Here is a 13010-nt window from a genome sequence, read left to right on the forward strand (position 1 = left end):
AAGGTATAGGGTCAGACTTAATCGAGTCTTGGGACCCCTGCTCAAACTTTAGGCACATGGAGACCAAACCTTATCTGTTAGTCCGGACGATGGATCGACGAGGAAGAGAAACGGTCGGAAGCGCGTGTCGCGCCAAGCGCTGCCAGGAGGTCAAGCGCGATGGCAGATCATAGTGACTGCTTTTGATCTGATAACTTTGCCCGTCCTTCGCGGTTCTACCGTTCGCCAACTGGTATGGCCCCAGATCAGAGTTATGTCGGCGACGGCATGGTCAACGACACCATTACCGGATTGCCGCGATGGCCAATCACGTCGATGCCCGGGCCAATCTAAAAGTCTGCTTCTAATGATTCGTGCCTGGATGCTGCCGGACGGCTTTCGGCCCCCAAGCTGCCGGTCGGCCTCGGTCGTTCACCAACCCGTGGGCGGTTCCCGAAAGCCGCCACTGATGAACTTCAAGGATCTAGCCTACGCCGCAGCCACGAGAACGGCGCGAATACGGCAAAGAGTGCGTAGCCGATGCTGCGCGTTGCCGCGCGGATTACAAGCGGCGCGCGCTTCCATGATGCAGGCACGAGGCGCCCTTCTGGCGTGAAATGCTCCAGAGGATGTGTCAGGAAGCTGTGCCACAGGCCACCATCCGCGATTTGAGCGCGAAGATTCTCAGTAAGAAAAAAGTCCGAGTGGTTGAAGGTTGGCGCGCAGACATTGATCGTCTTTTTCGCCGTGTAGCCGACCCTCCCGCCAGGGCCCGTGCCGGGAATCGCGAACTGCGCGATCTGCACCGGTTTGTCCTTCTCGCCGACATGATTAAGCACGGCCTCCACACGGCCATTTTCGATCAGACTGTCCCAGTCGAAATCAGGGCGGATGACACTGCCCGCCGTTATGACACGCCCGAATTTCAGATCTTCGAAATCCGGGTTAGTCAGGACCATCGACAACAGATGGGTACCGAAGCTGTGGGCAATGATGTCGGGGCGGGGAGGACGGCGGCTTGCTTCTGCCTGTGCGATCGCAATGCGCATTCGCTCGCCGAGCCGGTTCGCTAGCTTGCGGTGGAGCCAGCAAACCAGCACATCGACCGTCGCCCAGCCATACTTGTATATGAGTACCGGTGCGGAGTAGCGAAGCTTATTGGCAATTTGCCAGCTGAACTCCTCCTGCCATTCGGCGCGGCTGTTCATGCCGTGCACGACAATCATCCACCTAATGTCGCGGCTAGTCTCGCCCGCAAGTCGGTAGAAGGTCTCGGTGATGACCTCAACGCCCTCCTCATGATAGTCCGTCTGACAGTACGGGCACGCCGAGTAAGGGGCGCCTGCGGGACTGAGGACCTTCTTGCATTCGGGCATGGGGCACCGAAAGGCTTCGATTTTCTTCAGTGCGCCTGACTCGTTGGCCTGGTTGAGAAATTCGCGAAGTGCCTCGTCTTCAGCCGCGGCGCCGACCGCTTCGGCGAACTGCGCCCGGGTGAATTCTAGCCCGTCGCCTTGTCCGAGGCGTCGAGCGATCTCTGCCTTCCAGCTTCGTTCGGATGCCTCGGACGGGTTCATGACTCGCTATTGTAGCCCCAAAGCAGCTTAAGGATCTGCGAGACGTCCTCGCGCTTGCATTGCGCCCAGATTCTCAGCCGCGCCTCGCTTCCATAGACTTGGACTGCGAGACGCCGGCTCGTCCCATCCTCCTCGGCAGCGAAATGGAGCATCCCCTGCGCTCTGTCGAATTTGCTCGTATCGACATTGTGCAGAACCACGCGAACTGGCTCGACTGCGTCAATACCGCCATCAGCGAGTGTGGAGGCGACTTCGACATAGCCTGCGTCGAGCTCGAAGCGCGCGGAGTGCGTGCCTTTGCTTTTGGTCGCTGCGATCTTGACGGCCTGATTAAGTGGGATCCGCAAAAAGGGAGCATCAGGGCAACCGATCGCGGTCAGGACAGCGCGCACATCCTCAAAAACCTGGCCGTGGTCGATCTCGGTGTTGCGATGGATCAGGATGGCGCAATAGGGGTCGCCAAAGTTCCAGGCATATCGAACGATGCTGCGGTCGAATCGCTGGCGATAGGCGTCGAACCGGTACCGCTCCAGCCCCTCTTCTTCCACGAAATCCTTCGGGCGCCAGCGATTCCAGCCTTCCTTGTTCTGGTGCCAGACCATCGACAGGCTGCCTGCATCGAGAGTGATCTGCTTGAGTTGGAGCGCGTCGGGAAATTCAAGGCTGGTGACTGCATTTAGAGCGTCAGAATGCGGGCTGGCGGCAATGCCGCCTGCGAGATTTGCAGCGTCAACTACTGGGGGCTCGACCAGATAGAGGTGCTGATCGCCCCAGCCTTCAATTTCGGCTAGCCAGGCTTCGAGCATTTTTTGGGAGAGGAGATCGGCATCTATCGCGGCCGCAAGATTATTCGAGAAATCATCTTTAGTAGTGCCGATCTTGGCACCACTGCTCCGCAGCAGCTCCTTGATGAAGATGTTCCCTTGAGCAACGACAATCTTGTTGGCAAGCTCCTTGAGCTGAGCCTTGGTCAGCTGATTATCTGCCATGTCCCCCTCCAGGCCTGCACTGTGTTCAGCAGCAGAGCAAGCTTTGGAAGCCCACTTTACGGTCACATTGTCCGATCGTCACTAGCCAAGCGCATTGCCGGTTATTCTGCCACCTCCACTCCATGAAGACCTCGGTGGAGTACGACCCTATTCAAGCTTTTGAAGGATATAGCCCGGGAAGATAACCTCATCGCAGTCAATCGTAGAAGTTATCGATTTGAGTGTTTCGAGGTCCTCGCTTGTAGAGAATATCACCTGCTGATTCCGCCTTTTAGCTCTAGCGGCGCGATTCAGAAGGTTTTGAAAACTCGGTCGAGAAGACGATTGCTGACGCGGCTCATCGAAGACAAGCATGCCGGGATGGTTGGTGGATTTGTCACTGGCGAGCTCGAGAAGTCCCAACTGATAGGCCCACTTCAGACGAATGGCGTCACTCGCGGATGTCTCGAAACCAATTTCAAATCCTTCCTTCTCGGGCCTGTAGCTGTCTTGCGAAATCGATAGCTCCGCCGGCGAGAACGTGCTGAAGCCGAAATCTTTGGCTTGATCCTGTACCAGTGACGTCAGCCGATTTAGTTTGTCATGATCGCTGGGAGAGAGTTTCTCAGTCGGAATCTGAGCTCGCTCTAGGAGGAGCGCACTGTAGGCTTCCTGCAGATTACCAAGTCGATCCACGGCATCATCGAAAATCGCCTGAAGGGCCTCAAGGTCCCGCAATCGCGCCTCAGCTCGGATGCGCTCTTCGATGATGGCGGCGGATGGGTTGGCGCCCGGCGCTACCAACTCTGATCGAAGGAGCCGGATCTGAGCGTAGTAGTCAACCAGTCTTCTACCGATCGCCGAGAGCTGATCCCGCCGCTCATTCTCCTCTGCCTGTTCCCTGACGAGGATGTCTTCGAACATTTTCTTCTGAGATCGAATGTATTCAATATTATCAGAAATCGGCATTACTGACGAAAGGGCATCCTGTGACAGCAACGTGTCTACCAGTGACTGCTCGCATGTTGGGCATCTATCTGGTGTCAGTGCGGCCGTGACGCCGGAGTAGCGCTGCAATCTTTGCACGTCGAGATTCTTTGCCAGATCGTCCTCAAGAGCCCCAATCCGCCTTCTAAGGGATTGCATGTCAGCAATTTTGAGTTGCTGAATACCATGCACACGAATTCGCTCGGCGTTTAACTGGTCGACCTGCTGTGTGAGCTGGGACAGTTTCTGACCAACCTCTTCCGATTGCTCCTCGACCGCTGGTACCGCCCTCGCAGCTAGCTCTGCGACATTCCGCCTGAGTTGGGAGACGACGGAGCTCAATGGAATCCATTCTGTCCCCTCAGCCAGCTGCACGTGCGCGTTCGACAACGCAGCCGGATCGGCGACAGGGCTTTCGCTAAGAGCTGCTACTCGTCCGCCACCTCTGGCTACAAATCGGTCTAGCTCTTGCCGAACCACGGACCATTCCTTCGAGTTTGCTGCTAGGCGCTCCGCGAGGCGTTCTCTCTGTACCTCGAGCTTGTACACATCGAGGTCCATGATGAACTCGACAGCGCGCTTATGCACCTCGCGGATTCGCATATAGGTCGGTATGGCGGCCGGGATGGCCGTCCATCCAAACTTTTGCTCAACCCAGAACAAGGGGAATACGGTCTCGAGATACAGTTTCGTTTCGGGAGCGTCGTACCGCCTAACCTGCGGCAATCGCCATCCTATGAAACCTTCGAGGAAGTGATGAAAACCGTCTTCGCGCTGCGCTGCCCCAGGATCCAGAACGAAAAAGTTCTGTCGGCGGAGGGCGGCCCCGTCGCCCGACAACGCGGTACCGAAGTCGACAGAGACTAGCCGGGTATCCGTGCTTGCCTTCACGGCCCGATTCACGGTGATGACCTGGCCGCTCCCATTGGCAATTTCGAGCGACACACTCGATTCCAATACCTCAACGCGCTTTTCGTCGTCCGTATTGAGATAGGTTGTCATAGCATGCGGTAGGGGAATCTCCCGCCGTGGGCTCAGCATGCGCTCCAAACCCAAGGCATAAAGCATTCCTTGCAGGCAGGTCGATTTACCCTTGGTGTTGTCGGCCCACAGGACCGTCAGGCCAGGAGAGAACGGAACATCCGCACCATATAACCCGTCAGATGTGACCGCACGAAGTCGCAGACGCTGGAAGCGCAGTGTCATAGGAGGTCCTCCAGCCGCCAAACCCGTTTCATGAGTGCATCGGTCATTTTCGGGGCTACTTCGCGAAGGAACGACACTTCCTCCTTCAGCGTGTCGTCACCCTTCACGATGGCCGAAGCCATTTTCTCGCCGGTATCTGTGAGCGAGACCGAAGTGCCTCTTTCAATCTTCACCAGCTTCAGTGCATGTGCCAGTGCCACCGCTCGGTTGAGGGAAGGCTCTACTCGAACTGAAACGTCAGTGGGCCTATATTCACCTGACAGAAGTCCGCGAACTTCCTCCCTGCCCTCCGGCAATCGAACGGCGTGCGCCATGAACTGGAGTTTCTGAAAGTTCGATTTTTTCGTCCGGCTATAGAAGAGCGTGAGGACCAGTACGGCTATCCCCCAAGACATACGGAGGTCCCCCGGCATAGGGTCGGGACGCGCCGTATAAGTGAACGCCCCGCCGAGTATGGTATTCCGAAGGCTCGGCTCACTGGACATCGGGAAAATCCAGCGGGCAACGCATGATCCATTCACATATGGAGCCGTACGCGACCTGCTCTGCGTTTTCTGCCGAAAGACTTGGGGCCGCCGCCTGCATCGCGGCAATCAGGGCATCGAGTTCCGCGTGCAATATCTCCCCGGCGGATCCACCTGATTGGGGGCCAGCAAACTCCAATCGTCGAGCGCGGCTCCTTACCGCAGACATGACCTTCTCGTGGAGATCGGGCGAACCAGAGCGAAGAGCATCGAGGACCGCGTTGCCCTGCAGGAAAGACCTGACCGTTTCGCTCACGACATCATCGAGCTTGTCGGGCGGTGCCCGCTTTTTGAGCTTCACGGTGGCGTTGGCAAGGAGGTCGGAAGACCCCGCCGTCCATGTCGCCAGTTCTGAAGGGGAGGGCGTTGGGATAGACAGAGTTACCTTGGAAAGAGCAGACATTCCGAGAGCAACGGCATCATTCGGAAAATTGCTGGGATCTTGAATGATGACCTCGACCGTTGGGTCGAACGCAGGACAACCAACGTTACGCAAGTCCTTCGTCTTCTTGGCGCAGTGAAGATTAACGTCCTTGCTGTCATGGAGGGGTGCCATGAGCACCCAATGCCTGATGGGCACCCCATGGAATAGCTTTCCAATCTCGACATGATTTTTGACGAGCTTCCCTATGTCGATCGTGATCTTTTTCTTCTGGCGCTCCGCTCTAACCGAAATATCTATTGGTTCTTCGACCGCATAGCATTGGTAGGCAACGCCGTCCTTTGTGCAGTAGTAATCAATGCCGTAGTCGCCCTTGTGGGCAGCCGGGATTTTCTGCACGTGCAGCGGACCGTGACGCCCATGAAGTAGACTTTGGGCAAAAAGCTCCCAGTCATCTGGATTCCAGACTTGGACTGCGTTCAACATTGCCGACCCCCCAATATTCTCAGCTTAACGCCAACGCCCCATAATTCAACGGACCATTTGGGGACCAAACCAGTCAAACGTAGTGCCGGTCATTTCACAAATACCGATCTCTGCGCGGAGATTGGGGGCTCCACGCTGTGTGATGTAGGCCACCGTCGCCACCGTCCAGCGGAATCATTGGCCGAGACAGAACGAGAACTGTCAGTAGGTTGTTCGATGCACGTGGCCCATTCAGTTTCCGTTCGATCGTAAGAATCTCACTGAATGGCTCCGCCTCCACGTGTCCTAAGGCGCCGATGTCAGCTCCCCTAGGGCCGTCGGCAGGAACCATTCGCGCCAAACATCTTCGTAGGTCTTCGGCAACAGCGAGAGCAGGCGCCACAACTCGAAGACATCGAGTTTTTCGCAGTGCGCCGTCAGCGACGCCTCGTCGAACCCATCAGGAATTTCGGCTGGTCGAGTGAAGAAGCCGGGCTGTCCGATCTCGATGAAGCGTCGAAGGCCAGCGGCGTCGTAGGCAATGGGGACGCACATCTCGGCGTCCTCCCAGAAGTCGTAGGCGGCGATGCGCCGGGCGAAGTAGTTGGCCAGGCCACGCCAGTCGCTGTCCTGAGCCCACTGCAGTTCGGAATACTGGTAGGTGAACCGCTGGAACGCGGCTAGGAGCTTGGGCCGCTTGGCGTACCAGCGCAGGGCGACCTGGCCCATGTCGCTGCCAATCTCGTTGCGCACGGGAACATGGATCGTGCGGCTCGCCTTGTCTCGGTAGTCTGCGTGGCGGGGGATGAGGATCTTGTCGATGTAGTCGTTTAGGCAGACGAACGAGCAGCGCTCGTTGGCGAGGTCGGCGATGACCAAGAGGACGGGCACGCCGATGCCCATCCGCTCGACCGTGACCAGTTCGGAGGTCTCCAGCTGGAAGCGGTAGGTTTCGACGTCCCCCGCCTTGTTCTTACGCTCGAGTTGTTCGGGGGCCTTCTCGACATTGCCGCGGCCGTACAGCGTGAGCGGGGCAGGCATCGGCTCCGCCACGCTCTTGAGCTGGACGAAGACGTGTTCGCCCAGCGTCTCGTAAGTCTTCAGCTTGCCGTCCGCCGCCACCCCGGTCTTGAACGTCTCAATTGTAAAGTCGAGGCCGTAATCGGGCCGGTAGTCTCGCAACAACCAGTGTTGCGGTAGCTTCGCCCGCAGGAGTTTCTCCCCCTCGCGGTCGATGATGTGTTGCTCGGCTTGTTTTTTAGCTTCGGCCATGACGGGGTCTTAGACCCGCCGTCGCGGGAGCGGAAGTGGGGTACCTTCTGATGTCCGCCTACACCCCATTGTGGCTGCTGTCCTCTACCGGGCTCGCGGACACTTGGCATGGCCGAGATGGGGTCGTAAGCGGACAGGCAAACTTTGCCGATGAGGCGGTGCAGAATGCCAGCTTACGGGCAATCTGCGCGCCATTCAGATCCTGCTTGGGCATACGAAGATTGAGAACACCGTTCGCTACCTCGGTGTCGATACCGAAGACGCTCTGCTGTTAGCCGAACGAACTGAGATCTGACGTTCGGGGCGGTCATCCGGGTGCACTGAATGACCGCTTCCCGGCAGGTTTCGGGTCACTATGCCGGGAAAGCTGCCCTTCCTTTGGTCAACGAGCTTCAGAGGCAGCGGGCCCCACGAAGATACGCGTTGACGAGCGTCTCGGCTGGCGTGGCAGTGCGGCGAGCGCGGTGCGCACGGATTTGGCGACGAGCGCCTGGATTTCAGCGGAGCCTCACTCGAGGCGAGCGCAGGATATCGTGCGTGTTGGAGAAGAAATTAGATCAAGAAATGGAAGACCGTCTCAAGCCACGGGCCGATTGTTCCGAGCGCGTGAACCAGTGGCTCATAAAGCCCGGTAACAAGAACAGTCACACCGCCGACTGCAGCTATCCCTAGACCGGTCCCGAAGGATTTCGCCATCGCATCCACCGCCATATCAGCCTTCCGGCCAACGTATTTTGCGATGCGAACCAGGATACCGCTTGCTTTCGAAACAGCGACGATGTCCGGTTCGTCCTTCTCGAGTTCAACGAGCACAGTTTCGGCGGCTTCTCGGGTCTCGTCCAACTCCTCCTGCGTAAAGCGTTCGTCCGGCGGCGGGTTGTTGTCGCCTATGCCACCTCGAACCCTTTCTCGTGGGGGAAGGCGCGCTGCCAATTCGACAAACGCCGATCGCATGTTGAAGCGAGCCTCACGCTCCTCTGAAGTGCCGAACTGGGGGACCTCGCCTGCTTCCACCGCTCTGATCGACCGCCGAAGATCAATCTCCAATTCATCGAGCGATGAAAGGGGCTCGTAGTCCGAGCCCTCATCTCGTCGATCGGGGTGCGCCGAGGTTGGTGCCCAGTCGTAAATGCCGTCCGCTTGAATTTCCTCGACGGCAAGTTCGATAGCCTCATCAGATGCGAAGCCGCCGAACTCGGTGGCTAGCTCATCATCGGCGTTATACGGCCCACCGTGCACGTATAAATAGCCACCCTCACGGCCGTTGTATGGGGTCTCGTGCGCCGGATCCTCGTGATAGCCCAAGAACCAAAACGTCAGGTACGGCACCTGCCTGTCGGCTGTCAGGTTGGCGAGTTCGGCAGCGGTGATCCCAAAGTCATCGTCTTCGGCATAATATCGTTGACTGCTGCCAGGTGGGTCGTCCGATTCTGGTGGAGGTGTGAGTTCGAAAGGCTCTTCCGCATCCTCTGGATCCAGGATCACAGCTATGTCGAAATCTTCGAGAAGCTCATGGGCGCCGAAGTTGTGTGTGACGTGGTTCGTTACGCCGACCGGATATTCGGACAATTCCCATCGAAGGTCGCCGAGATCAGGGTGAGCGATTTCGGCCGTGTAAATCGTCTCCGGCCCCATTTGACGATCGCCGTCACCGTCGGTTGCCTCCCACTCAAGTTCGTCACGCTCGATTTCGAATTCTTCGCCCGTGTCCCTATGGCGAATACGAGCAACGCCCGTGGTCTCGACGTGCATCAGCGACCACCTTCCGGTCGAACAAGTGTCTCGATGTCGATGCCAGCGTCTTCCAGACGCCGCCTGGCAGCCGCAGTGACTTCCGGTTCGAATTCGCTCTGATGACGCAGGACGATCGCTTCGCCGGTCAACTCCGGCATGCCCCATTCGAGCAGTTGCTCGAACCCGGCCGTTGGTTTCCGGTCCGTCGCGAAATCGGCGAGTGTCTGATGAATACCGACCCGAGCGACTTTGTCCCGCGTACGATGCATCGGCGACTTCTTACCCCGATCGAGGCGTCGGTGCTCTTCGAACGCGGTCACCATTGACCAGAAATCGTGCTCTAGCGTGCCAGGAGCCTCGGAGGGCACGATCTCGATTAGGCGTCGGAAGGCGGCGTCGGCAACCTCATCGACGCCGTTCTTCTGTGCGTTTTCCCGGAACTGCCGAAGGCGATCGGCGTCATCGGTGGCCGCGATGGCAGAGAGTATCTTCGAATGGTCTGGCACAACTGGCTCCGGCAACCCGACGTTGCGATCTGCAGGAGCCTACTGTGTTAGTGATCTAGTTCAAGCGAAGACATGACCGTCCATGCACTCAAATCCGACAGATCACGATTTCCGCTGTATGGCCTGCTGCCAATCAGGCGACTGCTTGGGGACAGCAACAATGGGGTCACTGGCCGAACGTCGGCTCTCTCAGTTTTTCGGCCAGAACCGGACAGTCAGCAGACGGCCCCAAATAGGCCATTCGCAACATCGCGAAACTGGTCAGGTTGTTACCCAGAGTTTCGGGCCAAAGCCCCACACCATCAGCGGGTATTCCTCCCCTTGCTCAGATCCAGCCACAGCCCGTAAGCCGGCCTAGGTGGGCCGATATGGCGCGAGTGACCGCGTCAAATTTCAGCTGACAGACCATCGCGGGTTGACATTCTGGGCACGCTCGCCATGCTGCATTGCAGCATGAACGATAGCCTTACCGATTCATCGCGCATCGAATGCCTGGATGGGCTTCGCGCTACCGCCGCGTTGTGGGTGCTGGTTGGCCACTGCCTGCTCCTGACAGGCTGGCATCTTCCGGTGCTCGGCGACCCTGCGCTGGGCGTCGATCTCTTCATCATGCTGTCCGGCTTCCTGATGGTGTTCCACTATCAGTTGCGCCAGGACAAGGAGCCTTGGCAAAGGCCTGAAACCTGGCTGAAATTCTGGACGCGGCGTTATTTCCGCATCGCGCCCCTGTTCTACGTCATGCTGTTCTTCGCGCTGGCGCTCGGCCCGTATCTTTATGAATCGCGGACGGTCATCGACGCATTCCTGGGCCGTGTGCCGCAGGCGCCCGAGCGCTACCTCGACAGCAGCCTGAAGAACATCGCCGCTCACCTGACATTCCTGTTCGGCCTTTCCCCGAACCTTGCCTACCGGACGCCGCTGCCCGACTGGAGCCTGGGGCTGGAAATGCAGTTCTACTCGGTCTTTCCGGCGCTCATGCTTTTGGTGCGCCGTTTCGATTGGGTCTGGAGCGCGATATTCGTGGCGGCTCTCGGCGCCTTCGCGGTGATGATCCTCAATGCGGCCTCGGTCCATTTCCCGATGCCGTCATTGCTGCCGCTGAAGATCCAGGTCTTCCTGTGCGGCATGCTTTTGGCGGGCGTCCTGGCGCAAAGGCAACCGCGGCCAGTGCTTCATCTGGCCTTGGCCATGGCGCTTGCGGCCATCCCCTTCGGCGACGGCTACGGCCTCTCGAAGTTCTTGATACGCGAAGCATTGGTGCTTGGGTTCTTTGCCCTTGTCCTCTACCGGATGCTGCCCGGCACGGCGGGTGCCATGGCGCGAACGATCGCCGTCGTATTGGGCGGAGGCGTGTTCCGTGTGCTCGGCGAATTGTCTTACAGCATCTATCTGATCCACCTGCTGGTTCTGCAACCCGTGGCGGCCCTCGTCATTGCCCATTATGGCGACGGCCTCGCGGCGCCGCTGCGCTTCGCCATCGTGCTGGCGATCGTGCTGCCGGTGGTCTGCGTCCTGTCCTTCATTACCTACAGGGTCATCGAAATGCCTGGCCAGCAACTCGGTCGCACGGTTCTGCACCGGTTCGCCCGCAAGCCGCTGCTGAAGCCAAGTCCTGCCGAGTAGCATCGGCGGCGCATCGTCGATCGCCGCCGGTGCGGCAGGACTTCGGCTAGAACTGCGTCACGCCCTCGCGTGCGCGCCGCAATGAAAGCAGATGCCGCAGCAGCGTCCGGACATTCTTGTCGTAGACATAATGCGCGAACGCCGAGACCGCGATGACGAGAATGGATGTTCCCACTACGAATGGCAGGCCGTGCTGATTCCACTGGGTTCCAGTGACGGATTCGTCCAGGACATTCACAATCCTGATCAACGGCGTGTGAAGCGCATAGATGGCGTAGGAGATGTTGCCCGAGAACAGGGCGATCGCGCGCCAGAAGCCCGAGAGCCGCAAGCGGGAAGCCGTGAGAACAAGCCAGGGCCAGACCAGCACTATAATCGCCAGGTCGTACAATTGCGCATTTCCGGCGGGACGGAAGATCATCAGTCCCGCGCAAAGCGCCAGCAGGATCGGCATGTAAAGATTGCCATCCCGGCTGTCTCCGGTCGCATATCGCCGCAGATAAACGCCGAGGAAGAAGGAAAAAGCGATCCGGGCGGGAGCCGCGATCGTGCCGTCCCAATGGGCCCCGCCACCCAGGATGACGCCCTGCCAGGCCATCAGCGCCAGCGCCAGGAAACCAAGGCTGAAGATAGCAGCCAGCGAGCGGCGAGCAAGCTTCAGGGCCAGCGCGGCGAAAACCGCGTTGGCGACCAGTTCATAGAAAAGCGACCATGCCGGACCGTTCAGCGGGAAAAGCACATCTGGGCCGACCGACAGCGACGGCGGCGTGGGCAGGAAAAGAAGGGAAAACGCGAGGCTCGCAAGCAAATCCAGCCGGGAATACGAGCTTAGCCCCTGCATTGCGATGACCGCGCCCACGCCAACCATGGCGACACCGATTGCGGCGAAATATAATGGGTAAAGCCTGAGGATACGGGCCTCCGCGAATTCCCAGAAAGACATCCCTTTCCGGAACTTCTCGTCATAGGCGTGGGCAATCACGAAGCCGCTCAGCAGAAAAAACAGGTCGACGGCCAGGAAGCCTGACGGCGCCAGCTCAAGATGCCGCGCCGTAAGCTCGCTGAAATGGCCAAGCATCACAAGAACGGCAGCGATGCCTCGCAGTCCATGCAACGCGTCGAAATGGGTCGTCTCGGGTCTCAGATTCCGCTCTCCGGTCGTCCTGACCCCGCCAGCGTCACCCAAACCCATCTACGCATCGATTGTTGCGTCGCACAAGAACCTTTTTGCGGCGCACGCGACCGACAATGCACTCATACCCCCGGACCTTCTCCCCGCGAGCGGGGAGAAGGTGGCTAACGATCAGTAGTTGCCGTTGTAATAGCGGTCGTCGCAGGGCGCGGTGTAGATGCGGCCGTAGCGGTCCTGATAGCGGCAGAGCTGGTCGCCGCGGCGCTGCGGGGTGGTGGCCGAGCCAACGACGGCGCCGAGCAGCGCGCCGCTGGCAGCACCGATCACCGTGCTCTTGGTGTTGCCGCCGATCGCCTGGCCGACCAGTGCGCCGCCGGCGCCACCGATCAGCGCGCCGGTGGTGGCCCGCTGCTGGCCCTCGGTCTGCGTCTCGCAGCCGGCGAGTGCTGCGGTCATCAGCACCGCCAGAATAGCCTTCTTAATGATCATCACTAGAACTCCTCTGAAGCCCCAGGGACTGGAAAACGGGGGCGGAATCGCCAAGTGCGGTCGCATTGCGGCGGAACGGCGGCGCGCCGGCTCACGAAGTGAATCACGGTTTCCCGGCAGTTGAACGCTATGGTTGCCAAACGGGAAAGGCGGCTCTCCCGGGCAG

At 58.9% G+C, this 13010-nt stretch carries 11 protein-coding genes and 1 pseudogene; 2 read left to right on the top strand and 10 right to left on the bottom strand.

What is annotated here, in order from left to right; translation table 11 throughout:
• Nucleotides 1-455 precede the first annotated feature (455 nt).
• From WDX12_RS17420 to WDX12_RS17445, 6 genes are all read right to left on the bottom strand, one after another.
• On the bottom strand, nt 456-1556 hold the full coding sequence (locus WDX12_RS17420; protein WP_434721370.1) for a hypothetical protein: 1101 nt from the start codon (nt 1554-1556) through the stop codon (nt 456-458).
• On the bottom strand, nt 1553-2545 hold the full coding sequence (locus tag WDX12_RS17425; protein WP_434721371.1) for a hypothetical protein: 993 nt from the start codon (nt 2543-2545) through the stop codon (nt 1553-1555). The genes WDX12_RS17420 and WDX12_RS17425 overlap by 4 nt, the downstream gene beginning before the upstream one ends.
• 147 nt (nt 2546-2692) lie before the next feature.
• Entirely contained in the window at nt 2693-4717 is a 2025-nt protein-coding gene (locus tag WDX12_RS17430; protein WP_434721372.1) for a hypothetical protein, read from the bottom strand.
• Nucleotides 4714-5202, bottom strand: a complete 489-nt coding sequence (locus WDX12_RS17435) for a hypothetical protein (protein WP_434721373.1) — start codon at nt 5200-5202, stop codon at nt 4714-4716. Before WDX12_RS17435 ends, WDX12_RS17430 begins: the two co-directional genes overlap by 4 nt.
• The gene (locus WDX12_RS17440) at nt 5192-6109 is read right to left on the bottom strand and encodes a hypothetical protein (protein ID WP_434721374.1); all 918 of its coding nucleotides are present in this window, start codon (nt 6107-6109) and stop codon (nt 5192-5194) included. Before WDX12_RS17440 ends, WDX12_RS17435 begins: the two co-directional genes overlap by 11 nt.
• A 285-nt stretch (nt 6110-6394) precedes the next feature.
• Entirely contained in the window at nt 6395-7360 is a 966-nt protein-coding gene (locus tag WDX12_RS17445) for a DUF4365 domain-containing protein (RefSeq protein WP_434721375.1), read from the bottom strand.
• A 175-nt stretch (nt 7361-7535) separates the two neighbouring features.
• Here WDX12_RS17445 and WDX12_RS17450 point away from each other — a divergent pair.
• Nucleotides 7536-7655: pseudogene (locus WDX12_RS17450) on the top strand (integrase); the annotation flags it as partial.
• 257 nt (nt 7656-7912) lie between these two features.
• Here WDX12_RS17450 and WDX12_RS17455 read toward each other — a convergent pair.
• Nucleotides 7913-9112, bottom strand: coding sequence for a hypothetical protein (locus WDX12_RS17455; RefSeq protein WP_434721376.1), 1200 nt, complete (start codon nt 9110-9112; stop codon nt 7913-7915).
• Complete coding sequence (locus WDX12_RS17460; protein ID WP_434721377.1) at nt 9112-9600, bottom strand: hypothetical protein; 489 nt, start codon at nt 9598-9600, stop codon at nt 9112-9114. The genes WDX12_RS17455 and WDX12_RS17460 overlap by 1 nt, the downstream gene beginning before the upstream one ends.
• Nucleotides 9601-10053: 453 nt before the next feature.
• Here WDX12_RS17460 and WDX12_RS17465 point away from each other — a divergent pair, with 453 nt between their 5' ends.
• Nucleotides 10054-11223, top strand: coding sequence for an acyltransferase family protein (locus WDX12_RS17465; protein ID WP_434721378.1), 1170 nt, complete (start codon nt 10054-10056; stop codon nt 11221-11223).
• Nucleotides 11224-11269: 46 nt separating this feature from the next.
• Here WDX12_RS17465 and WDX12_RS17470 read toward each other — a convergent pair whose 3' ends face one another.
• Both WDX12_RS17470 and WDX12_RS17475 read right to left on the bottom strand, forming a co-directional pair.
• A complete protein-coding gene (locus WDX12_RS17470) occupies nt 11270-12415 on the bottom strand; it encodes an acyltransferase family protein (RefSeq protein ID WP_434721379.1) in 1146 nt (381 codons plus the stop codon).
• Between the two features lie 111 nt (nt 12416-12526).
• Nucleotides 12527-12844: a YMGG-like glycine zipper-containing protein gene (locus WDX12_RS17475; RefSeq protein WP_127234358.1), complete on the bottom strand. Its 318-nt coding sequence runs from the start codon at nt 12842-12844 to the stop codon at nt 12527-12529.
• Between the last annotated feature and the right edge of the window lie 166 nt (nt 12845-13010).

The organism is Mesorhizobium sp. RIZ17 (genome assembly GCF_051127865.1).
Classification (GTDB): Bacteria; Pseudomonadota; Alphaproteobacteria; order Rhizobiales; family Rhizobiaceae; genus Mesorhizobium; species Mesorhizobium humile.

Bases quoted from the DNA above. Each gene is read 5' to 3' on its own strand.
- WDX12_RS17420 (WP_434721370.1), bottom strand. From the start codon at position 1,556: ATGAACCCGTCCGAGGCATCCGAACGAAGCTGGAAGGCAGAGATCGCT.
- WDX12_RS17425 (WP_434721371.1), bottom strand. From the start codon at position 2,545: ATGGCAGATAATCAGCTGACCAAGGCTCAGCTCAAGGAGCTTGCCAAC.
- WDX12_RS17440 (WP_434721374.1), bottom strand. From the start codon at position 6,109: ATGTTGAACGCAGTCCAAGTCTGGAATCCAGATGACTGGGAGCTTTTT.
- WDX12_RS17455 (WP_434721376.1), bottom strand. From the start codon at position 9,112: ATGCACGTCGAGACCACGGGCGTTGCTCGTATTCGCCATAGGGACACG.
- WDX12_RS17470 (WP_434721379.1), bottom strand. From the start codon at position 12,415: ATGGGTTTGGGTGACGCTGGCGGGGTCAGGACGACCGGAGAGCGGAAT.
- WDX12_RS17475 (WP_127234358.1), bottom strand. From the start codon at position 12,844: ATGATCATTAAGAAGGCTATTCTGGCGGTGCTGATGACCGCAGCACTC.
- WDX12_RS17465 (WP_434721378.1), top strand. From the start codon at position 10,054: ATGAACGATAGCCTTACCGATTCATCGCGCATCGAATGCCTGGATGGG.
- WDX12_RS17430 (WP_434721372.1), bottom strand. From the start codon at position 4,717: ATGACACTGCGCTTCCAGCGTCTGCGACTTCGTGCGGTCACATCTGAC.
- WDX12_RS17435 (WP_434721373.1), bottom strand. From the start codon at position 5,202: ATGTCCAGTGAGCCGAGCCTTCGGAATACCATACTCGGCGGGGCGTTC.
- WDX12_RS17445 (WP_434721375.1), bottom strand. From the start codon at position 7,360: ATGGCCGAAGCTAAAAAACAAGCCGAGCAACACATCATCGACCGCGAG.